This is a genomic window from Elusimicrobiota bacterium, assembly GCA_026388095.1.
Classification (GTDB): domain Bacteria; phylum Elusimicrobiota; class Elusimicrobia; order UBA1565; family UBA9628; genus UBA9628.
The window spans coordinates 17,052-37,224 of sequence record JAPLKL010000037.1 but is presented as its reverse complement, the minus strand read 5'-3'; the positions used below and the strand labels follow the sequence as shown (position 1 = coordinate 37,224).

The 20,173-nt window shown below is 68.5% G+C and carries 21 protein-coding genes; 14 read left to right on the top strand and 7 right to left on the bottom strand.

Going from position 1 to position 20,173, the window contains the following annotated elements; genetic code table 11:
* The coding region (locus tag NTY77_08475; protein ID MCX5795511.1) for a hypothetical protein at positions 1-1,134 on the bottom strand (1,134 nt) is incomplete at its 3' end.
* A gap of 188 nt (positions 1,135-1,322) precedes the next feature.
* Between NTY77_08475 and NTY77_08470 the strand changes: the two genes are divergently transcribed.
* The 14 genes from NTY77_08470 to NTY77_08405 all read left to right on the top strand — a co-directional run bounded on the left by NTY77_08470 (position 1,323) and on the right by NTY77_08405 (position 13,194).
* Complete coding sequence (locus tag NTY77_08470) at positions 1,323-1,943, top strand: chemotaxis protein CheC (protein MCX5795510.1); 621 nt, start codon at positions 1,323-1,325, stop codon at positions 1,941-1,943.
* A gap of 31 nt (positions 1,944-1,974) precedes the next feature.
* A complete protein-coding gene (locus NTY77_08465; protein MCX5795509.1) occupies positions 1,975-2,346 on the top strand; it encodes a response regulator in 372 nt (123 codons plus the stop codon).
* 9 nt (positions 2,347-2,355) lie between these two features.
* Entirely contained in the window at positions 2,356-2,871 is a 516-nt protein-coding gene (locus NTY77_08460) for a chemotaxis protein CheW (GenBank protein ID MCX5795508.1), read from the top strand.
* 28 nt (positions 2,872-2,899) lie between these two features.
* Positions 2,900-3,124, top strand: coding sequence for a sulfurtransferase TusA family protein (locus NTY77_08455; protein MCX5795507.1), 225 nt, complete (start codon positions 2,900-2,902; stop codon positions 3,122-3,124).
* Positions 3,125-3,222: 98 nt separating this feature from the next.
* Positions 3,223-4,428 (top strand): methyl-accepting chemotaxis protein, encoded by a 1,206-nt coding sequence (locus tag NTY77_08450; protein ID MCX5795506.1) that lies wholly within the window; start codon positions 3,223-3,225, stop codon positions 4,426-4,428.
* 5 nt (positions 4,429-4,433) lie between these two features.
* On the top strand, positions 4,434-5,315 hold the full coding sequence (locus NTY77_08445; protein MCX5795505.1) for a protein-glutamate O-methyltransferase CheR: 882 nt from the start codon (positions 4,434-4,436) through the stop codon (positions 5,313-5,315).
* A 25-nt stretch (positions 5,316-5,340) separates the two neighbouring features.
* A complete protein-coding gene (locus NTY77_08440; GenBank protein MCX5795504.1) occupies positions 5,341-6,942 on the top strand; it encodes a chemotaxis protein CheA in 1,602 nt (533 codons plus the stop codon).
* 4 nt (positions 6,943-6,946) lie between these two features.
* Positions 6,947-7,525 carry a chemotaxis protein CheD gene (locus tag NTY77_08435; GenBank protein MCX5795503.1) on the top strand — a complete coding sequence of 193 codons (579 nt, stop codon included), beginning with the start codon at positions 6,947-6,949 and terminating at the stop codon, positions 7,523-7,525.
* A gap of 1 nt (position 7,526) precedes the next feature.
* Positions 7,527-9,233 carry a CoB--CoM heterodisulfide reductase iron-sulfur subunit A family protein gene (locus tag NTY77_08430; GenBank protein MCX5795502.1) on the top strand — a complete coding sequence of 569 codons (1,707 nt, stop codon included), beginning with the start codon at positions 7,527-7,529 and terminating at the stop codon, positions 9,231-9,233.
* 5 nt (positions 9,234-9,238) lie between these two features.
* Entirely contained in the window at positions 9,239-9,877 is a 639-nt protein-coding gene (locus tag NTY77_08425) for a hydrogenase iron-sulfur subunit (GenBank protein ID MCX5795501.1), read from the top strand.
* A 21-nt stretch (positions 9,878-9,898) separates the two neighbouring features.
* Complete coding sequence (locus NTY77_08420) at positions 9,899-10,867, top strand: oxidoreductase (GenBank protein MCX5795500.1); 969 nt, start codon at positions 9,899-9,901, stop codon at positions 10,865-10,867.
* Position 10,868: 1 nt separating this feature from the next.
* Positions 10,869-12,332 carry a Ni/Fe hydrogenase subunit alpha gene (locus NTY77_08415; GenBank protein ID MCX5795499.1) on the top strand — a complete coding sequence of 488 codons (1,464 nt, stop codon included), beginning with the start codon at positions 10,869-10,871 and terminating at the stop codon, positions 12,330-12,332.
* Complete coding sequence (locus NTY77_08410; protein MCX5795498.1) at positions 12,329-12,781, top strand: hydrogenase maturation protease; 453 nt, start codon at positions 12,329-12,331, stop codon at positions 12,779-12,781. Before NTY77_08415 ends, NTY77_08410 begins: the two co-directional genes overlap by 4 nt.
* On the top strand, positions 12,778-13,194 hold the full coding sequence (locus NTY77_08405; GenBank protein ID MCX5795497.1) for a response regulator: 417 nt from the start codon (positions 12,778-12,780) through the stop codon (positions 13,192-13,194). The genes NTY77_08410 and NTY77_08405 overlap by 4 nt, the downstream gene beginning before the upstream one ends.
* Here NTY77_08405 and NTY77_08400 read toward each other — a convergent pair.
* The 6 genes from NTY77_08400 to NTY77_08375 form a co-directional block, all read right to left on the bottom strand.
* On the bottom strand, positions 13,178-14,629 hold the full coding sequence (locus tag NTY77_08400; GenBank protein ID MCX5795496.1) for a response regulator: 1,452 nt from the start codon (positions 14,627-14,629) through the stop codon (positions 13,178-13,180). The genes NTY77_08405 and NTY77_08400 overlap by 17 nt on opposite strands.
* A gap of 93 nt (positions 14,630-14,722) precedes the next feature.
* On the bottom strand, positions 14,723-16,327 hold the full coding sequence (locus tag NTY77_08395; GenBank protein MCX5795495.1) for a DHA2 family efflux MFS transporter permease subunit: 1,605 nt from the start codon (positions 16,325-16,327) through the stop codon (positions 14,723-14,725).
* A 10-nt stretch (positions 16,328-16,337) separates the two neighbouring features.
* Positions 16,338-17,291: an HlyD family secretion protein gene (locus tag NTY77_08390; GenBank protein ID MCX5795494.1), complete on the bottom strand. Its 954-nt coding sequence runs from the start codon at positions 17,289-17,291 to the stop codon at positions 16,338-16,340.
* Between the two features lie 12 nt (positions 17,292-17,303).
* The gene (locus tag NTY77_08385; protein ID MCX5795493.1) at positions 17,304-18,632 is read right to left on the bottom strand and encodes a TolC family protein; all 1,329 of its coding nucleotides are present in this window, start codon (positions 18,630-18,632) and stop codon (positions 17,304-17,306) included.
* Positions 18,629-19,147 (bottom strand): MarR family transcriptional regulator, encoded by a 519-nt coding sequence (locus NTY77_08380; GenBank protein MCX5795492.1) that lies wholly within the window; start codon positions 19,145-19,147, stop codon positions 18,629-18,631. The genes NTY77_08385 and NTY77_08380 overlap by 4 nt, the downstream gene beginning before the upstream one ends.
* Before the next feature lie 303 nt (positions 19,148-19,450).
* Entirely contained in the window at positions 19,451-20,170 is a 720-nt protein-coding gene (locus tag NTY77_08375) for a hypothetical protein (GenBank protein MCX5795491.1), read from the bottom strand.
* Positions 20,171-20,173 lie beyond the last annotated feature (3 nt).

The window sequence follows — 20,173 nt, the reverse complement described above, 5'->3', positions numbered from 1 at the left end:
GGCCAAGACCTGCTGGTGCTCCAGATGCTGCTGCGTCAGGCGCGCGTTGCGCAGCAGGCGGCTGATCTCCAGCAGAGTCTGGTCGAGCTCCGGGTCCGGCGGCCGGGGCTCGGGGAAGCCGACCACGACGGCGCCGAGCGGGGCCGGCCCGTCCGGGCGGTTCTGCAGCAGCGGCGCCGCCGACCAGCCCCGGCGGCCTCCCGCGCTGAGGATGCGGCGCTCGGCCAGGACGCGCGCCACCAGCCGGGCTTCTTCCGCATGCCCTTCGGTCCGGGCGGCGGGGCCCTCTCCGTGGCGCACGGCGCAGAAGGGCTGGCCGAACTCGTCGCAGAAATGGACGGCCGCGTAATTGGCCTGGGTCAGGGCCAGGATCGTGCTGCAGGCCTGCAAGAGGGCTTCGCTGAAGGGCTGGTCGGCGAAAAGCTCCAGGGACATCCGGTTGAGCAGGACCAGCCGCTGGTAGCGCGCGGCCAAAGTCGGCCCGGCGGGCGCGGCCGCGGCCGGGGGAGCGGTGGCGACCGGAGGCGCGACCGGCCCGCGGGAGGTCAAGGTGCGCGGCTGGCGGCCGCCCGAGTCCCGCGTGGCCTGCGCCGCTTCCCGGGCCAGGCGCACCAGTTCGGGGGCTCCGCCGGAGAGGTCCATGGTGTGGGAGACGCCCGCGCTGGTCGGGAAGCGCGAGCTCCGGCGCAGGGCCTCGTAAAGGGTCTGCGCCCGTTCCTGCGCGGTCAGTATCCCCACCTGGGGCAGGAGCAGGCCCAGGCTGTCCGGACCGACGCGGCCCAGCCACTCCGCGACGGCCTGCCGCGGCCGGAGGAACTCGGCCAGGCGGCCCAGCACCTGAGCGGCCACATCCTCGCCCTTCTCCCGGCGTATCTCCTCGACGCGTTCGGAGCGGAACACGATGAGGCCGGCCTCGGCCGTGCCGGAGAGCTCGGACTCGATGAGGCGCAGGAAGAATCCCTCGCTGTAGACGCCGAGCTTGGGATCCAGGATGCCGCGCGCGGAGGCTTGGGCCGGGAAGACCCGGGCCAGGACGGCCAGCATGCGCACCTCGGGAGCGCCGCCCGCCGCAAGCAGCTCGGCGCAGAGGGATTTCACGTCGCGGCGCAGGTCCACGGCCGGCGGTTCGCTCATGATCGCGAGGATACCATACTTGATCGCCCAATAGCGGCATCAGATTCTACCAATCATCTCCGCCTGTGGGAATGGGCGGCTGACGGAGCGGGTTGCGCGTCCTCATCCGACTCCAATTTTCCTTGACATCGCCGGCCAGACTGGTACAATACGATTCGGACTCAGCGATGCGGGATTAGCCCCTATTAATGAAGAAGGACAGCGGCCTAGGCGCTCTCCAGATCGACGCGTTCCGGGAACTGGTCAGCATCGGCAGCGCCAAGGCCGCCAAATCGCTGGCGCAGATGACCGGCCAGCAGATCGGCATCGAAGTCCCGGAGGTGCGACGGGTCCCGCTCCGGGACGCCGTCGCCGCTCTGGGCGGGGCTCAGCGCGTGGTCCGCGCCATCCACCAGCGCATGATCGGCGGGCTCTCCGGGCGCGTCCTGCTGTGCTTCGAGAAGGAGACCGCGCACAGCCTCGCCAGCCTGCTACTCAGCCCGCTCTTTTTGGGCGGCGAGCCCACCCCCGACATGGAGACCTCCGCGCTGGAGGAGATGGGCAATATCGTCATCTCGAGCGTGGTCAACGTGCTCAGCGAACTCCTGGGGACCAGCACCTTCCTGAGCGTCCCCACCATTGCGGAGGACTCTTTGGCGTCCGTGGTCGACTTCGTCCTCAATGAGGCCGCCATGGAGGGAGACAGCCTGCTCATGGTCGAGGCGCGCTTCACGGTGGCGGAGCGGCCCGTTCTGGGCCAGCTCCTGCTGTTCCCCGGAGCGGAGAACGTCCGCATGTTCTTGGACCGCCTGACGGCCTCGGTCGGCTAGGCGGAAAAGATAGGTCTGGATCGGAGTGTATGTGGAAATCAAAAGAGTACTGATAACGGATGATTCGAAGTTCATGCGCCTGGTGATGCGCAACCTTCTCGTCGGCCAGGGCCTGGAGGTGGTGGGAGAGGCGGAGAACGTCCCCCAGGCGCTCGAAAAATACCAAGCACTCAAGCCGGACCTGGTGACCATGGACCTAGTGATGCCCGGCGACTCGGGGCTCAAAGGCATCGAACAGCTCCGCGCGCTCGACCCCCAGGCCCGCGTCCTGGTCATCTCGGCTCTAGGCCAGCGGCAAATGATAGACGACGCCCTGCGCCTGGGGGCCAAGGGCTTCGTGGAGAAGCCCGTCAAGGCCGAGCAGCTCGCCGAGGCCCTCGGTAAGCTGCGCCAAGGCGCCTGAGGAGTCCCCATGTCCATAGAAGACAAGTCGAAGCGGGAGGAATCCTCCCAGTTCGTGGTCATCCAGTTGGCGGGCGAGGAGTACGGCATCCCGATCATGAACATCGAGACCCTCATCCGGATGCCCCAGATCACGCGCGTCCCGCGGATGCCCGCCTACATCGAAGGCATCATCAACCTCCGGGGCCGGATCATCCCCATCATCGACCTGCGCAAGAGGTTCGGCTTCCCCGCCAGGGCCTGGGACGACAAGACGCGCATCGCGGTCACCGACATCTCCCGCCAGTCGGTGGGCTTCATAGCCGACGGCGTCAGCGAAGTCATCCGCCTGGCGCGCAAGCAGATAGACACCGTACCCCCGACGCTGTCCCGCATCGGCGAGGAGTACATCGACGGCATCGGGAAGGTGGGCGACCGCATCATCATCCTGCTCAACGCAGAGAGGATCTTGTCGGAGACGGAGCAGACGCAGCTCAAGAAGACGGACCTGGAGGCAACTCCGGCCCGTGAGCAGACGCAGCAATGACCAGCCGCAGAGTCAAGGAGAACAAGAAATGGCCAACGTGCAACTGGACTGCAAAGGCTTGAAGTGCCCGCAGCCGATCCTGAAGATCACCGCGAAGTCGGCTGAGCTCAAGTCGGGAGACGTACTCGAGGTGAGCGCCGACTGCCAGACCTTCGCGGCGGACGTCAAGCAGTGGTGCGATCGCACCAAGCGGACCCTGCTGTTCTGCAACGACGAGGGCGGAGGCAAGTTCCGGGCGCAGATCCAGTTCTAGCGCGGTCACTCGCGGCCCCCCGGGAGGGCGTGGCGTCCGCGGCCTCGGGCCGGGCGGCGCGCGCAGCTGAATCTTTATAAGGGAACAGGAGTGGGAACATGAGCATCAAGAGCTATTTGAAGCATTTCCTCGCCGCGGAAGAGGAGACCAAGATACAGCTGCTCGAGTATGAGATGAAGGAGGGGATGGATCTCCTGGAGCGCATCGCCAAGGGCGACCAGACGGTGCGGGCCCGGGAGGACACCGAGGACGAGACGGTCAACCGCATGTCCAAGTTCATCAATCTCCTGGTCAAGAAGCTCCAGGAGACCATGGCGGAGAAGGACGCCATCCACCAGAACGCCATGTCGCTCGCCATCGGATTGAGCTCGCACTTCGAGATCATGCAGAAGATCAGCAAGGGCGACCTCTCGGTCAAGGCCGAGGAGCGCGCCGACGACCCGCTCATCGAGCAATTGGGCAAGATCACCAACGCGATGGTGACGGCCCTGCGCGAGAATCTCATCGGCGAGGTGCAGAAATCGTCGGCCACGATCGCCCAGGCCTCCGCGAACATGGCCCATGTCTCGGAGAAGTCCAGCCAGACCATGAGCCAGCTGGCCGGCACCATCACCCAGATATCCGGCTCCACCACCTCCATCGCCCAGTCCGCCCAGCACGCCTCCGCCGAGTCGAACTCGGCGGCCGCCCAGGCCCAGAAGGGCGAGGAGGCCGTCAGGAACCTCGTCCTCAAGATGAAGACCATAGACGCGGCCATGCACGAGGCCCTGGGCGCCATGGAGCGCCTCAACCAGCGCTCCGCCCAGATCGGGGAGATCGTCCAGGTCATCACCAAGATCGCGGACCAGACCAACCTCCTGTCCTTGAACGCCGCCATCGAGGCGGCGCGGGCGGGAGAGGTGGGCAAGAGCTTCGCGGTGGTGGCCGACGAGGTGCGCAAGCTCGCGGAGACCTCCTCGAACTCGGCCAAGCAGATCCAGGAGATCATCCAGTCGGTGCAGAAGGACACCGGCCACGGCGTGGAGCTGGTCCGGCGCGGGGCGGAGGAGGTCTCGGCCGGAGGGATCCTGACCGGCACGACCCAGGAGGTCTTCAAGGAGATCGCCAAGGCCGTGCAGAACGTGGCCAAGGAGATCGAGCAGATCGCGGCGGGCACCGAGGAGACGGCCGCATCCTCGCAGGAGGCCTCGGCCGGAGCCCAGGAGCAGAACGCCGCCTTGGAAGAGATCGCCTCCTCCGGCCGGAACCTGGCCGCCGTGGCGAAGAAGCTCGACGAGGCGGCCAAGCAATTCAAGCTGAACTAGGCGTCGTGCGCGAGGAAACGGAAGACCCCGTCTACGCGGCCATCTGCCGCCGAGTCCTGGAGGCGCGGGGCTTCGACCTGGCGCCCTATACCGTCGGCTACGTCAAGCGCCGCATCAACGTCCGTCTCGCGGCGCTGGGCAAGCCGCGCGACGCCTGGGCGGACTATCTCGACATCCTCGCGCGCGACGACGAGGAGCTCTCCCGCCTCGTCGGCTGCATCAGCATCAACGTCACCTCCTTCTTCCGCGACCCGCCGCTCTGGGCCTATCTGCGCGAGAGGCTGCTGCCGGACCTGCTGCGCCGGAAATTCCTGGCGGCCCGCATGAGCCCGCCGAGTTCCGCCGCGGCGCGCCAGGTCCTGGTCCTGCGCATATGGTCGGCGGCCTGCGCCAGCGGCGAGGAGCCCTATTCCATCGCGATGACCATTTCGGATATCCTCGGCCCGGGGCTGGAGGCGGCGCCTCCGGGGTTCCACCTGGCCATCGTGGCCAGCGACATCGACGAGCAGTCCCTGGCGACCGGCCGCGCGGGCATCTATCCCGCCGCCGCGCTGGAGAGCGTCAAGCCCGCCTGGCGAGAGCGGTACTTCGTCCCCTGCGGCCATGACCGTTTCCAGGTGAAGCCCCGACTGCGCCGGATGGTGATCTTCCAGAGGCATGATTTCCTGAAGGAAAAGCCCTTCAAGGCGGTGGACCTGGTGTTCTTCCGCAACGCCGGCATCTACCTCGACAGCGGACGCCGCAAGCCTCTGCTGGACAAGTTCCATCACGCCTTGGTCCCGGGCGGCTACCTGGTGCTGGGGATGTCCGAGCTGATCCTGGGGCCGCAGGGCAGCCAAGCCTACGCGGAGTTCTCCGTGGACGAGCATGTCTACCGGAAAGCGTGAGCCTTAAGCGGGAGCCGATGAACCGATGAGCGCAGAAGAATACAGCCGCACGCCGGAGATGCAGGAGCTCTTCCTGTCCGAGTCCGGCGAGATCCTGCGGCAGCTGGACAAGGCCTTGGTCCAGCTGGAGAAGGCCCCGGACCCCAAGCTCCTCAACGAGATCTTCCGAGCCTCGCATTCGCTCAAGGGCATGGCGGGCACGATGGGCTACGAGCGCACCAGCCACCTGGCCCACGCCATGGAGGACCTCCTGGCCCGGCTGCGCGAGGGGACCGCGAAGGTCTCCCCCGAGGTCGTGGACCTCCTGCTCGAGTGCCGGGACGCCCTGCAGGCCTTGGTGGACGCCATCGCCTCCGCGGGGGACGACACGGGTGTGGACAACGGGCCGATCCTGGCCAAGGTCCAGGCCGCCCTCGCGGGCCCGGCGTCTTCCCCCCCTCTCGCCGGCGCGGCGCCGGCCGCGCGCGGCGAGGCCGCGGCCCCGTCCAAGATCACCAGCATCCGGCTCAACATCGAGCACCTCGACGCCCTCATGAACCTGGTGGGGGAGCTGGTCCTCAACAAGGCCCGGCTGCTCAACATCGCGGCGCGGCGCGAGGTGCCGGACCTGCGGGAGGCCCTCAAGGAGTTCGAGCGCATCTCGCACTCCCTGCAGGACCGGGTCCTCAAGACGCGCATGGTGCCCATCGCCTTGCTCCTGGACACCTATCCCCGGATGGTGCGGGATCTCGCGCGCGACAAGGGCAAGCCCGTCGATTTCGCGGTCGCGGGACAGGATATCGAGGCGGACCGCATCCTCCTGGAGGAGCTCAACCAGCCCTTGGTCCACATCCTGCGCAACGTGGTCGACCACGGCATCGAGTCCGCGGAGGAGCGGCGGCGGGCCGGCAAGCCCGCCGCCGGCCGCGTGTCCTTGGCCGCCCGGCAGGAGAAAGGACAGCTGCGCATCACGGTGACGGACGACGGCCGGGGCATGTCGCCGGAGCGGATCAAGCGCAAGGCCGTGGACAAGGGCTTCCTGACGGAGGCGGAGGCGGAGAGCCTCTCCCGCGAGGAAGCCTTCATGCTGATCTGCAAGCCGGGGTTCTCCACCGCCGAGAAGCTTTCCGAGACCTCCGGCCGGGGGGTGGGCATGGACGCGGTCAAGGCCCTGGTCGACAAGCACAACGGCAGGCTCAGGATCGAGTCGACCGAGGGCCAGGGCACCTCCATGAGCATCTCGCTGCCCCTGAGCCTGGCCATCATCCGGACTCTGCTGGTGCGCAGCGGCCCGGACGTCTACGTCATCCCTTTGCGCAACGTGCGCGAGCTGGTCGGCATCGGCAGGCACAACCTGCGCACCATCGAGGGCCGCAGAGCCATCATCCTGCGCGACGAGGTCATCCCCCTCTTCGCCCTCGAGGAGTTATACTTCGGCAAAGCCGCGGGGGCCGCGGCCGGACCGTACGCCGTCGTGCTCGATCACGAGCGGCGCATAGCCCTCCAGGTGGACGCCCTGGTGGGCCAGCAAGAGGTCGTCATCAAGACGCTCACCGGCCTCATGCGCAAGGTCAGAGGCTTCAGCGGGGCCACCATCCTGGGCGACGGCCGGGCGGCGCTGATCGTGGATATCGAGGAACTGCTGTAGGAACATGGGGATCAAGCCCCAGGCCGCGCGCCAACTCAAGGTCGTGGTGGGCATCGGCGAGTTCCGGCTCGCTCACGGCTCGGCCCTCCTGAGCACCTGCAGCCTGGGCTCCTGCGTGGGCATAGTCCTCTATGACCAGGCCTGCCGGCTCGCCGGCCTGGCCCACTGCATGCTGCCGGACCTGGACTGCCTGCACGAGGCGCCCCCCGGCGGGTCGGGCAAGTGCGTGGCCACCGCCTTGCCGCACATGATCGAGCGCATCCTGCGCCGATGCCAGGCCCGCAGCGCGCGCCACCTGCAGGCCTGCCTGGTCGGGGGGGCCGCCATGTTCGCCCTGGGCGACGAGGATCCCCAGTCCAAGATCGGGTACCGCAACGTGGCCAAGGCCGAGCAGCTCCTCGCCGAGAGCCGGATCCCGATCGTGCTGCGCCAAGTCGGCGCGAACTACGGCCGGGGGGTGCAGTTCGCGGTCAACACGGGCTTGTTGACCATCACCACGGCTCTGCACGGAGCCCAGCAGTTCCGCTGCAACGGCCGTGCGGTCCCCCCCGGAGCTGACCCGGGGACGTCCCAGAGAGGCTAAAATGGATGAGAAGATCGGAGTGTACGTCTGCGAGTGCGGGCCCAACATCAAGAACGCCCTGGACGTGGAGGCCGTGGTCCGCCACGCCGGCGGACTCCCGGGCGTGGCCGCGGCCAAGTCCCACCGGCTGCTCTGCTCCGACGAAGGGAAAGCCTTCCTGAAGAGCGAGATCCAGGCGCAAGGCCTCACCCGCCTGGTCATCGCCGCCTGCTCCCCCCGGGAACACGAGGCGACCTTCCGGGGGGTCAGCGAGGCGTCGGGCCTCAACCCCTTCCTCATGCAGATGGCCAACATCCGCGAGCACGCGGCCTGGGTCACGGGCGAGCCGGCCGTGGCCACCGCCAAGGCCAAGGCCTTCGTGGCCGCCGCGGTGCGCCGCGTCGCCCTGCACCAGCCCCTGGAGCGCAAGTTCGTGGACAGCAACCCGGACGCCTTGGTCGTGGGCGGCGGGGTCGCGGGCATCTCGGCCGTCGCGGCCCTGGCCCAGAAGGGGCGCAAGGCCTACTTGGTGGAGCGCGCCCCCTGCCTGGGCGGCCGGGTGGCGCGCTTCGAGGACGCCTTCCCCCGCGCGGAATGCGCCTCGTGCATGCTGGAGCCCAAGCTCGACAAGGTCCTGCACCAGGACAACATCCAGGTGCTGACCTACAGCGAGGTGGAAGAGGTCCTGGGCAGCTTCGGCAACTACATCATCAAGGTTCGCCGCAAGGCTCGCTCCGTGGACCTGCACAACTGCATCGGCTGCGGGGCCTGCTACGAGCCCTGTCCCGTGCAGGTCCCCAACGACTACGACGAGGGCATGAGCCGGCGCAAGGCCATCTACATCCCCTACACGGGCTGCCTGCCCAACGTCCCGGTCATCGACCGCGAGACCTGCCTGCGCTTCAAAAAGGACGCCGCGCCCGGGCAGCGCGGCTGCGACCTCTGCCAGAAGGCCTGCCCCTTCGGCGCCATCGACTACAGCCAGCAGGACGAGGTGCTGGAGATCCGGGCCGGCGGGGTGGTCCTGGCCACGGGCTCCGCCCTCTTCGACCCCAAGCGCGCCCCCCAGTACGGCTACGGCAAGCTCGACAACGTCCTGACCGGCATGGAGTTCGCGCGTCTGGTGTCCCAGACCGGACCCACCGGCGGCAAGGTCTTGAAAAAGGACGGCCAGCCGCCGCAAGCCGTGGCGCTCATCCACTGCGTGGGCTCCCGGACGCCCGAGTACAACCCGTACTGCTCGGGCGTCTGCTGCCTGGCGTCTTTGGGCTTCATCCACATGATCCAGAAGCAGCTGCCCCAAGCCGAGGTCAGCGCCGTGTACTCGGAGCTCTCTTTGCCCGGCCGGGACGCCCAGAAGCTCTGCGACGAGGTGAAGTCCCACGGCGCCAGGTTCCTGCGCGCCCGGGGGCCCGCGGCCGCGCGCGTCGAGCGCGAGGGCGAGCGCTTGGCCGTGCGCTACCAGACCGAGGCCGGCCGGACCGCCAGGGGCTCGAGCCCCAGCCGGACGCCGACCAGGTCTGCCGCGTCTTCGAGGTCCCGCGCGAGAAAAACGGGTTCTTCACCTCGGCGCACGCCTCCTTGGAGCCGGTGGCCAGCCCCCGCAAGGGCGTGTTCATCGCCGGGTGCTGCCAGTCTCCCCAGGACATACCGGCCGCGGCGGCCGAAGGCGGGGCAGCCGCGGGAGGCATCCTCTCGGCGCTGGTCCCCGGGGAGAAACTGGAGCTAGAGGCCATGGCCGCGACCGTGGACCCGGAGCTCTGCGCCGGCTGCAAGATATGCATCGGCCTGTGCCCCTACAAGGCCATCAGCTACGACAAGGACAAGAAGGTCGCGGTGTTCAGCGACATGCTCTGCCAGGCCTGCGGCACCTGCGTGGCGGCCTGCCCCAGCGGGCACGCGGTGGCCAGGCATTTCACCACCCGGGAGCTCCTGGCCGAGATTCAGCCCTTCGTGGCGGACGCCGCCGAGCCCAAGCTCGTGGCCTTCCTGTGCAACTGGTGCTCCTACGCCGGGGGCGACAAGGCCGCCGGCGCGCGTAAGCCGTTCCCGGCCAACATGGACATCATCCGGGTCATGTGCAGCGGACGCGTCGACCCGCAGTTCGTCCTGGACGCCTTCCGCAAGGGGGCCGACGGGGTCCTGATCCTGGGCTGCCACCCCGGGGACTGCCATTACAAGGAAGGCAACTACAAGGCCCTGCGCCGCTACCACTTCCTCAAGAAAGCCCTGCAGGAGATGGGGATAGCGGCCGAGCGCTTCAGGCTCGAGTGGGTCTCGGCCAGCGAGGGCGAACGGTTCGCCCAAGTGGTCGCGGGCATGGCCCAGGAGCTTAAGAAGCTGGGGCCCCTGAATCTGACGGTCGGCCGATGAATGCCGAGGGAGAGTGACGCCATGCCCAAACCGAAAGTCGCGTTCTACTGGTGTTCGAGCTGCGGAGGCTGCGAGGAGTCGATCGTCGACCTCCACGAGGACATCCTCAAGGTCGTGGAGGCCGTGGACATCGTCTTCTGGCCCGTGGCCCTGGACTTCAAGCTCAAGGACGTGGAGGCCATGCCCGACGGCTCGATCGCGGTGAGCTTCATCAATGGAGCCATCCGCATGTCCGAGCAGGAGGAGGCGGTCAAGCTCCTGCGCCGCAAATCCCAGTTGGTCGTGGCCCACGGCAGTTGCGCCCACCTCGGCGGCATCCCCGGCCTGGCGAACCTCTGGGACCGCAAGAGCATCTTCGCGCGGGTCTACCGGGAGGTCCCCAGCGTGGACAACCCGGCCGGGATCTTCCCCCAGGACCAGACGCTTACGCCGCAAGGCACCCTCGATCTGCCCTCCTTCTACGACACGGTCAAGACCTTGGACCAGACCATAGACGTGGACTACTACCTGCCGGGCTGCGCTCCGCCCAAGGACCTCATCCTGGCGGCGCTCAAGGCGATCCTCACCTGCGAGCTTCCGCCCAAGGGCTCGGTGCTGGCGCCCAAGACCACGCTCTGCGACACCTGCCCGCGCAAGGACTCCAAGCCCGAGAAGACCGTGCTCAAGGATATCAAGCGGCCGCACCAGGTCATGATCGACCCGGAGAAGTGCTTTTTGGACCAGGGGCTCATCTGCGCGGGCCCCGCGACCCGCTCGGGCTGCGGTGAGAAGTGCATCAAGGCCAACATGCCCTGCCGGGGCTGCTTCGGCCCGACGGACGAGGTCCAGGACCAGGGGGCCAAGCTCCTATCGGCGCTGGCATCCCTCTACGACGTCAGCGACGAGGCCGAGGCCCAGAAGCTCGCCGACTCGATCGTGGACCTGAGCGGGACGCTCTACCGCTTCAGCCTCCCGGCCTCCATCCTGCGCCGGAAACAGGGGGTGGCGTGACATGAACAGCCAGCGGATCACCATAAACCCGATCACCAGGCTCGAGGGCCACGGGAAGATCGAGATCTTCCTCGACGACAAGGGCGACGTGGCGACGGCGGCTTTGCAGATCCCGGAGCTGCGCGGCTTCGAGAAGTTCGCCGAGGGCCGGCCGGCCGAGGAGATGCCGCGCATAACGCCCCGCATCTGCGGGGTCTGCCCCACCACCCACCATATGGCCTCGGTCAAGGCCCTGGACGCCCTCTACCAGGTCGCGCCGACTGCGGCGGGCAAGGCCATCCGGGAGCTGATGTACTCCGCCTTCATGCTGGAGGACCATCTGCTCCACTTCTTCTTCCTGGGCGGCCCGGACTTCATCATGGGGCCGCAGTCGGCGCCCGCCGGCCGCAACATCCTCGGCGTCATCGGCAAGGTGGGCCTGGAAGCGGCCGGGAAGCTCATCCGGCTGCGCCGGGAATGCCGCGCCCTCATCGAGTTCATCGGGGGCAAGGTCATCCATCCCGTGGGCTGCCTCCCCGGAGGGGTGTCCAAGCCCTTCCCGGAGGAAGAACGCCGGCGCTACAAGCCCACGGCCGAGTTCGGCGTCGAGTTCGTGCGGTTCGTGCTTAAGGTCTTCCATGACCTGGTCCTGGGGAACAAGGAATACCTGGACCTCATCCTGGGCGACATCTACAAGCACAAGACCTACTACATGGGGATGGTGGACGAGCGCAACCGCGTGAACTTCTACGACGGCCTCATCCGGGTGGTGGACCCCGACGGCAAGGAGTTCGCCAAATTCGCGGGCCAAGACTACCTGCAGCACCTGGCCGAGCGCGTGGAGCCCTGGACCTACGTGAAGTTCCTCTACCTGAAGAAGGTCGGCTGGAAGGGCTTCGTGGACGGCAAGTCGAGCGGCGTGTACCGGGTCGCGCCCCTGGCCCGGCTCAACGCGGCCGAGGGCATGGCCACCCCCCTGGCCCAGGAGGAATACCAGAAGATGTATGCCGCCCTAGGCGGCAAGCCCGCGCACAACACTTTGGCCTACCATTGGGCCAGGCTCATCGAGGCCCTCTACGCGGCGGAGCGCTTGCGCGAGCTGCTCGAGGCCCCGGAGCTGACCGACCCCGACGTCCGCAACATCCCCACGGCCGTGCCCAAAGAGGGCATCGGTGTGGTGGAGGCGCCGCGCGGGACCTTGTTCCACCACTACCAGACCGACAGCCGGGGCATCATCACCAAGGCGAACCTCCTGGTGGCCACCCAGAACAACCAGGCCGCCATGAGCATGTCCATCGCCAAGGCGGCCGCCGGCCTCATCAAGGGCGGCAAGGTCTCGGAGGGTCTGCTCAACATGGTGGAGATGGCCTTCCGGCCCTACGACCCGTGCATGGCATGCTCCACCCACGCCCTGGGAGAGACGCCCCTCGTGGTGCGGGTGCTCGACTCCGGCCGGCGGGTGGTCCGGGAGCTGAGGCGCCATTGAAGTCCCTAGTCCTGGGCCTGGGCAACCCCAGCCGCTGCGACGACGGCGTGGGGGTGGCGGTGGCTCGGCAACTCGCCGCCGGGCCCCTGCCCGCGGGGGTCGAAGTCCAGCCGACCTGCGAAGCTGGCCCGGCCCTGCTGGACCTGCTGGCCGGCTGCCAGCGCCTCATCGTGGTCGATGCCGTGCGCACCGAGGGCGGACGCCCGGGAGACATCTACGAGTTCCCTCTCGCGGAGCTGGTCGGGCGCCCGGGGGCTGACTGCGCCCACAACGCGCAGCTGCCCGCCTTGCTGGCCCTGGGCGTCCGGCTGGGCCTGCCCATGCCGCGCGAGGGGCTCTGCTTCGCCGTGGAAGCCGCCCGGCTCGACGAGTTCGGCGAAGGCCTGACTCCGGCCGTGGCCGAGGCCGTGCCCCGGGTCGCGGAACGGATCCGCCTCAGATTGTCATGACCGAAGAAGCCCAAGGCGGCGCCGTCCGGGACCTCCGCATCCTGCTCGTGGAAGACAACAAGTTCCTCAAGGTGGCGGCGCTGCGCCAGCTCGCCCAGATCGCGGGCGTGCAGGTGGACGCCGTGGACAACGGCCTGGAGGCCCTGGAAGCCCTGCCCCGCGCGGCTTACGACCTCGTGCTGATGGACTGCCAGATGCCGGAGATGGACGGCTTCGAGGCTACGGCCGAGATCCGCAAGCGGGAAGCCGGAGGCAAACGCCTTCCGGTCATCGCGCTCACCGCTTCCGCGGAAGATAGGGAGAAGTGCCTGGCCTCGGGCATGGACGAGGTCCTGACCAAGCCGGTCGCCTCGGCGGCGCTCAAGTCCTGCATCGAGAAGTGGGGCCGCGCTCAGCTCAAGCCGGCCGCTTGAGCTGAGCGCGCACGGCATCGAAGGCCTGCAGCGCCTCTGCGCGCAGGCCCCCGGCGTCGGTCGCTTGGCCGCTCATGTAGTTACGCAGCAAAGACTCCAGCCGGGCGGCTGCGGCCCCGGCCTGGGGGAAGCCGTAGGTCCCGGTCGTGCCTGCGAACTGGTGCGCGGCCCGCGCCAAGGCGCGGATCTCATCAAGACTCAGAGGCCCCTGGCCGGCCCGGAGCCCGTCCTGCAGCTTGCGCAGCTGGTCCGCGCAGTCCGCCAGGAACTCGCGTATGAGCTCCGGCCCGAGCAGGGCCGCGGCGTCCGAGACGGGCGCGACGGCGGGCGCCGGCGCCGGGGTTTCCTCGGCCGGGACCTCCACCACAAAGCAACTGCCGCCGCCCTCCCGGTCCCGGACGCTGACGCGGCCGCCCAAGGCCTGCGCGGCCAGGCGGCAGAAGGCCAGCCCGATGCCGCTGCCCGGCACCGCCTTGGTCTGGACCTCCTGCGTCCGGTAGAACTTCTCGAAGATCAATTCCTTCTCGGCGTCCGGTATGCCCGGCCCCTCGTCGAGGACCTCGCAGAGCAGCGCCGGTCCGCTGCGGCTGGCGCGCAGCTCGATGGCTTTGCCCTTGGGAGAGTATTTGTGCGCGTTGTTGATCAGGTTCACCAGGATGCGGAAGAGCAGGCTGGGGTCCGAGCAGACTTGCCGGGCGTCCTCGGCCAACAGGCTCCGGAAGGCCCCGCCGTGGCGCTCGAACTGCGGCTGGAACATGCGCCGCAGCTTCTCGAAGAGGGCCGCCAGATCCACGGGCCGCCGCTGCGCGTTCAGCTTCCTGGACTTGAGGTCGAGCAGGTCGTCGATCATGAGCATGGCCTGGTCCAGAGAGCGGTTGGAGATGTCCTGCAGGCGGGCGTGGGTCGCCGTGTCTATGAGGTCGCCGTCGCGCAGCATGCCCAGCGAGACCTTGATGCTGGTCAGGGGCGTGCGCAGGTCATGGATGATCATGTCGAAGACGTCCTGGCGGATCCTTTCGCGCGCGGTCGCCGCCTCGGCTTCGCGCCGGAGGCCGTCCTCCCGGGCCCGCAGGGCCAGATGGGCTCGCAGCCGGGCCACCAGCTCCGGCACCTCGAAGGGCTTCTGGATGTAGTCCTGCGCCCCGGCCCGGAAGCCGTGCAGGCGGTCTTCCAGGCCGCCACGGGAGGTCATGAAGATGATGGGGACGTCGCGGAACGCCGAGTCGGCGCGGATCTCCGCGCAGACCTGGAAGCCTTCGCCGTCGGGCAGCTCGACGTCGAGCAGGGCGAGGTCGGCCCGGGACGCGGCGAAGGCCTGGAGCGCGCCGGCGATCCGGCCGTGCACGCAGACGTCCCAGCCTTCGTCCCCCAGAGTCGTGCGCACGACGCGAACGATGCCGCGGTCGTCCTCGAGCAGGAAGATGCGGGAAGGCATTCCGGCAACATGCTACCATAATTCCTTGGATTCCGACGACCGGGCCCTCCACTTCGGACGGCTCCAGGCCGCCTTCAAGCAGGCGGCCGCCGTCTAGACCACTCTCGGCGGGGCTATCGGCGCGCCCTTTTCCCTCAATTCGTCAGGGCCCGAGGCCTGGCGCCGGCCGCGCTCGAAGACGAAGGCCAGCGGAACGCAGACCAAGCAGATGAAGACCAGGAACCGGAACACGTCCATGAAGGACAGCAGCAGGGCTTGCCGCAGCACCGTCCCGTAGACCATCGCGTAAGCGGCCTGCAGCGAGGCGGGCACGCCCAGGTTCCCCAGGGTAGCGGAGAGGCCGGCCAGGCGGTCCTGGAACATCGGACTGGTCTGCGTCAGGTTCGAGACCAAGGCCACCTGGTGGACCTGGGCCCGGCGCAGGTTCATGGCCACCAAAGATGCGATCCCCACGCTGCCCCCGATGTTGCGCAGAAGAGCGTAGATGCTCGTGGCCTGGTAGATCTCGTCCTGGCGCAAGGTCGCCATGGTCAGCGTGGTCAGGGGCACGAAGACGAAGCCCATGCTGAACCCATTGAGGACCAAAGGCCAGGAGATGTTGCGCGGGGCGACGTCGAGATTGAGGCCGCTCAAGACCCACATGGTCGCGGCAAGGCCTGAAAAGCCGAACATGAGCAGGATCCGGTTGTCCACTTTCTTCGTGAGCCGTCCCACCACGAACATGGAGACGAAGGAGCCCAGGCCGCGCGGGGTCATGGCCAGGCCGCACTGCAAGGCCGGATAGCCCATCAGGCTCTGCATGAGCATGGGCAGGAGCGCCGTGGTGCCGTAAAGGACCGCGCCCAACACCGCGATGAAGGCGGTCCCCAGGCCGAAGTTGCGGTTGGTCAGCAGGCGCAGGTTGGCCACGGGATGCTTCTGGCGAAGCTCCCAGGCCACGAAGAGGGCCAGGAACACCACCGAGCCCAGCGCCCCCCAGCGGAGCCACAGCGAGCTGAACCAGTCGAGCTCCTGGCCCTTGTCCAGCACGATCTGCAGGAGCCCCACGCCCAGCGCCATGAAGCCGAACCCCACGTAATCGATGCGCGAGCCCGCCACGCGCTTCAAGTAGGGCGGTTCCTCCAGGAACATCTGCTGCATGAACAGGCCCAGCATGCCGATGGGGATGTTGATGTAGAAGAGCCAGCGCCAGGAGTAGGCATCCGTGATCCAGCCGCCCAAGGTGGGCCCGATGATCGGTGCCACCACGATGCCCATGCCGTAGGCCGCCATGGCCTTGCCGCGCTCCTCGGCCGGGAAGCTCTCCAGCAGGACCGCCTGGGCCAGGGGCTGCAGGCCCCCGCCGCCGAGGCCCTGCAGGATGCGCGCCACCACGAGCTGCGGCAAGGTCTGGGCCATGCCGCAGAGCGCGGAGGCGAGCGTGAAGAGGATCACGGAGAAGGCCAGGTAGCGCTTGCGGCCGAAGATGCTGCTCATCCAGCCCGCGGCGACGAGGATGATGGCGTTGGAGACCAGATAGCTGGTCAGGACCCAGGAGGACTCGTCGATCGTGGCGGAGAGGTTGCCCGCGATGTGGGGCAAGGCCACGTTGGCGATGGAGGTGTCCAGGACCTCCATGAAGGTGGCCAGCAAGACCGAGATCGTGACCAGCCAGGGATTATGGCTGGGACGCCACTCCGCCGCCGGTGCCTGCGCCATGGCCGGTGCTCTAGCGGAGGTCGACGGCGGGCACGACGGACATGCCGGGGGACAGGGCCGGCAGGGCTTCGGAAGGATCGTCGAACGCGATCTTGACGGGGACGCGCTGGACCACCTTGACGTAGTTGCCCGTGGCGTTCTCCGCGGGCAGCAGGCTGAAGCGCGCCCCGGTCCCGGCCTGGATGCTGTCCACGTGCCCCGGGAAGGTCCGGCCGGGATAGGCGTCGACGCGGATGACGGCCTTCTGGCCCGGCCGCATCCGGGTGAGCTGGGTCTCCTTGAAGTTGGCCGTCACCCAGACCTGATCGGGGACGATGGCCATCAGCGGCTGGCCGACCCGGACGTAGGAGCGGATCTCCACCGACTTGCGGGTCACCTTGCCCGCGCTCGGGGAAACGATGCGGGCGTAGGAAAGGTCGAGCCGGGCCGCGTCGAGCTTCTTGCGCGCCAGCTCGGCCTGGGCCTTGGCCGCCTCGGCCTCCGCCGCCGCGTGGTCGTAGGACTGCCGGGAGACGCGGTCCTTGGCGAAGAGCTCCTTGGCGCTGGCCGCGTCGCCCGCCGCCTTGCGCGCCTCGGCCTCGGCCGCGCCCACCGCGGCGCGCGCCTGCCCGAGCTTGACCTGATAGTCGGCCGGGTCGATGTCCACCAGCGGGTCGCCCTGCTTGACCCGCTGGTTGTCGTCCACGTAGACCTTGAGCGCCTGCCCTTCGATCTTGGGCGAGATCATGACCACGTGGGTGTCGATGAAGGCGTCGTCCGTGTCCTCGTGGTTGAGCGACCAAAGGTAGTAGCGCAGGCCGAACGCCCCGCCCGCGATCCCGGCCAGGATGGCGACGGCCAGGGCTATGCGGTGCCGAGTGCGCGGCCGGTGCGGGTGGGTCACGTGGCCTGCCGGCGGATGCCCCGCCGCGGCGTGGACCGGCCCCTCATGGCCAGGCGCTGCTGCGTCTTTAGCGGAATCCATGACTTCCCCCATTTAGAAAGCGAAATCCTTCATCCGGCCCAAAGCCAAGGCCAGGCTGATGCGGGCCGCCTGGTAGCGGGCCAGGGACGAGACCCGGACGTCGCGCGCGTGGGTCAACGCGGTCTGGGAGTTGAGGAGCTCCACGTTGTCCGCCACGCCGGCCGCGAAGCGGTCCCGGGCCATGGCCAGCTCGTCTTCGGCGAGGCGCGCCACTTCGGAAGCGGTGTCCACGCGCTCGACCGCGGCGCCGAGGTCGATGATGGCCAGGCGCACGTCCTCATCGACCTGGGCCCGCAGGGAGTCTAGGCGCGCTTCGGCCGCGGCCTTGCGGCTGTCCGCCTCGCGCACGCGCCCCGTGATGGCGCCTCCGGCGAAGATCGGCAGCTGCAGGGCCGCGCCCGCGCTGCCCGTGGTCCGGGCCCGATAGTCCGGGTCCGGGCCGCTCAAGCCCACGTCGCCGGTCAAGACGACGGAGGGCAGCCGCTGGGACTGCTCGGCCCGCCACTGCGACCGGGCCGAAGAGAAACGCTCTTCGGCGATGCGCAGCTCCCAGCGATCCGCGCGCGCGGCCTGGAGCGCCGCTTCGGTCTGCAGCGGCTCGGACGGCGCGAAGCTCGGCGCGTCCTTGAGAACCACGCTCCGGTCCAAGGGGAGGCACACGACGCGCAGCAGCCGGACCTCGGCCTCTTGGGCCACGTTGCGGGCCTCGAGCAGGGCCAGCTTCTCCTCCGCCTCGCGGGTCTTGGCCCGCGCCACGTCGATGCCGGCCGCGGTGCCCGCGTGCTTCTTGTCCTCCGCGAGCTGGCGCAGGCTCAGGGACAGTCCCACGTCCGCCTCCGCCGAGGCGATGGCCTGCCGGGCGCGGAAGAGCTCCACGTAGGCCAGGGCCGCGGCCGCGGCCACCTGCTCTACGGCGAGGCGCTCCTCCAGCGCCGCGGCGCGGTCGTCGGCGCCCGAGGACTTCAGGCGCAGGATGGAAGGCAGATCGAAGACCTCGGCCACGGCTCGGATGCGCGCGTCAAAGGTGTTGAAAGGCCCTATGAGCTCGGGGAAGCCTCCTCCGCTGAAGCCCATGGCCGCCAGGTTTTCCTTGTAGGTGCGCACTTCGCTCATGGACCCGGTCAGGCGCGGGAGGAGCGCGGCGGAGGACTGCAGGACCCGGCCCCGCGCGGCCGCGGTGCCGGCCTTGGCCAGGCGCACGGACAGGTTGTTCTGCACGGCCAGCGCCACGCACTCCTGCAGGCTCAGGTCGAGCGGAGGCATCGCAGCCGGCGGCGCGGCCCAGAGGGCCGCGGGCAGCAGAAGGCAGGCCGCGGCCCGGAGCAGCGAGCGGGGCCTCATGGCCGGGAGGTCCCCTCCAGCCCCCGCGAGACGGTCTCCAGGAGCCGGACCAGCTCGCGCCTGTCCGAGCGCGAGAGCCCCGCCATGAGCCGGGCGTTGCGGCGGAAGCGCTCCGGCATCACCTCGGCCAGGAACTTCGCGCCGCGCGGGGTCATCCGGGCGGTGACGCCGCGCCGGTCCTCGCGCCGCCGCTCCCGGCGGACTTGGCCCGAACGCTCCAGCCCGTCCAGAAGGCCCGTGACGGTAGCCGGCGTGATCCCGAGGTTCTGGGCCAACTCCCCGGCGGCCAGGGCATGGCCCGCCGCCTGATCCAGCTCCAGGAGTATCCGAAGGCGGCCCTGCGAGGTCTTATGCTCCCAGAGATGGGACTCGATGGACTCCATGACCGCGCCGGCCACGCTCAGCAGCGCCAGGAAGACCTCCTGGGCGCTCCGGTCGCACTCGGGATAGCGCCGCGCCAAGGACTCCAGGATGTCCCGCCGCGATATGTTCTTGAGGATGAAGCTGGAATGCATTTACTTAGCTACCTAATTATATGGTAACAAATAAATCCAGCGGAAGCCAACTCGCGGGGCCGGGGGGCTAGCAGGCTGCTGATGAAGTCCGTTCTGCGAGCGCCCGGCGGCCGTCTGCCGGGCGCACCGACCCGCGAAGCGGGGCGGCAGAACCCATCCGATAGGTTGCACGAAGGATGGCGCCTTCGGCGCGACTGGCGAGCCTTCGGCGCGCCAGTTCGGGGACGGACTGTTGCCCGCTACCGAAAGGCCTGTGTCCGGACGGACACAGTCCTTTCCGCTGGAGGGTTTATCAGCAGCCTGCTACGGCCGGCGGACGGGGTCTGTCTCAGGGCCGCCGAGATAGCCCTGGAAAAGGCGCTCCACGCCCGCCAGGCTCTGCGCGGTGATGATGCCGGCGGTCAGGGTGGCGAAGCAGTCGAGCTTGACGATGGCGTTGAGCGAAGCGTCCAGCATCTTGATGGTCCTGAGCCTCTCCACGAAATGCCTGTTCACCAGGCTGACCGCTTCGTAGATGCGCACCAAGCCGGCCAGGCTCCAGTCGGGCTCCAGCCCCCTCTGGCGGCGCAGATACTGGGCCAGCAGGTACATGGAGATGGCCCGATAGGAGGTCTCGCTGGTCGAGGCGAAGGGTAGGTGGGAGTAGACCATGGGCCGGAGTTTGTCCAGGTGGGGACAGCCGCTGGTGACCATCACGATGCCGATGAGGCCGCTGATCCCGTTATCCAGCGGCGCGCGGCGCCGGAATTGGCGGGCGTCGGTCGCGATCGAGATGTCCGCCTCCTCGAAGGAGATGCGCGGCGCGAACTCCCGGATGACCCCCGCGAGGTTGCGCGCGATGGGGCAATAGGGGTGCCGGTCCTCCGAGAGCGGGCAGTGCGGACATTGCCGGTTGCCCAGGCGGGTCCACTCCGGCGGCGGCCCGTCTTCGGCGGGGATGAGTCCCAAGGTCTCGGGGTCGAGCCTCAGCGCGAAGCGGATCTCCGCCCCGCCCTGGAGCCGGAAGCGGTATGAGATGTTCATGAG

Coding starts and splice junctions, on each gene's coding strand:
- NTY77_08470 (MCX5795510.1), top strand. CDS start 1,323: ATGAAGAAGGACAGCGGCCTAGGCGCTCTCCAGATCGACGCGTTCCGG.
- NTY77_08460 (MCX5795508.1), top strand. CDS start 2,356: ATGTCCATAGAAGACAAGTCGAAGCGGGAGGAATCCTCCCAGTTCGTG.
- NTY77_08455 (MCX5795507.1), top strand. CDS start 2,900: ATGGCCAACGTGCAACTGGACTGCAAAGGCTTGAAGTGCCCGCAGCCG.
- NTY77_08450 (MCX5795506.1), top strand. CDS start 3,223: ATGAGCATCAAGAGCTATTTGAAGCATTTCCTCGCCGCGGAAGAGGAG.
- NTY77_08440 (MCX5795504.1), top strand. CDS start 5,341: ATGAGCGCAGAAGAATACAGCCGCACGCCGGAGATGCAGGAGCTCTTC.
- NTY77_08435 (MCX5795503.1), top strand. CDS start 6,947: ATGGGGATCAAGCCCCAGGCCGCGCGCCAACTCAAGGTCGTGGTGGGC.
- NTY77_08430 (MCX5795502.1), top strand. CDS start 7,527: ATGGATGAGAAGATCGGAGTGTACGTCTGCGAGTGCGGGCCCAACATC.
- NTY77_08425 (MCX5795501.1), top strand. CDS start 9,239: ATGGCCGCGACCGTGGACCCGGAGCTCTGCGCCGGCTGCAAGATATGC.
- NTY77_08420 (MCX5795500.1), top strand. CDS start 9,899: ATGCCCAAACCGAAAGTCGCGTTCTACTGGTGTTCGAGCTGCGGAGGC.
- NTY77_08415 (MCX5795499.1), top strand. CDS start 10,869: ATGAACAGCCAGCGGATCACCATAAACCCGATCACCAGGCTCGAGGGC.
- NTY77_08405 (MCX5795497.1), top strand. CDS start 12,778: ATGACCGAAGAAGCCCAAGGCGGCGCCGTCCGGGACCTCCGCATCCTG.
- NTY77_08400 (MCX5795496.1), bottom strand. CDS start 14,629: ATGCCTTCCCGCATCTTCCTGCTCGAGGACGACCGCGGCATCGTTCGC.
- NTY77_08395 (MCX5795495.1), bottom strand. CDS start 16,327: ATGGCGCAGGCACCGGCGGCGGAGTGGCGTCCCAGCCATAATCCCTGG.
- NTY77_08390 (MCX5795494.1), bottom strand. CDS start 17,291: ATGGATTCCGCTAAAGACGCAGCAGCGCCTGGCCATGAGGGGCCGGTC.
- NTY77_08385 (MCX5795493.1), bottom strand. CDS start 18,632: ATGAGGCCCCGCTCGCTGCTCCGGGCCGCGGCCTGCCTTCTGCTGCCC.
- NTY77_08380 (MCX5795492.1), bottom strand. CDS start 19,147: ATGCATTCCAGCTTCATCCTCAAGAACATATCGCGGCGGGACATCCTG.
- NTY77_08375 (MCX5795491.1), bottom strand. CDS start 20,170: ATGAACATCTCATACCGCTTCCGGCTCCAGGGCGGGGCGGAGATCCGC.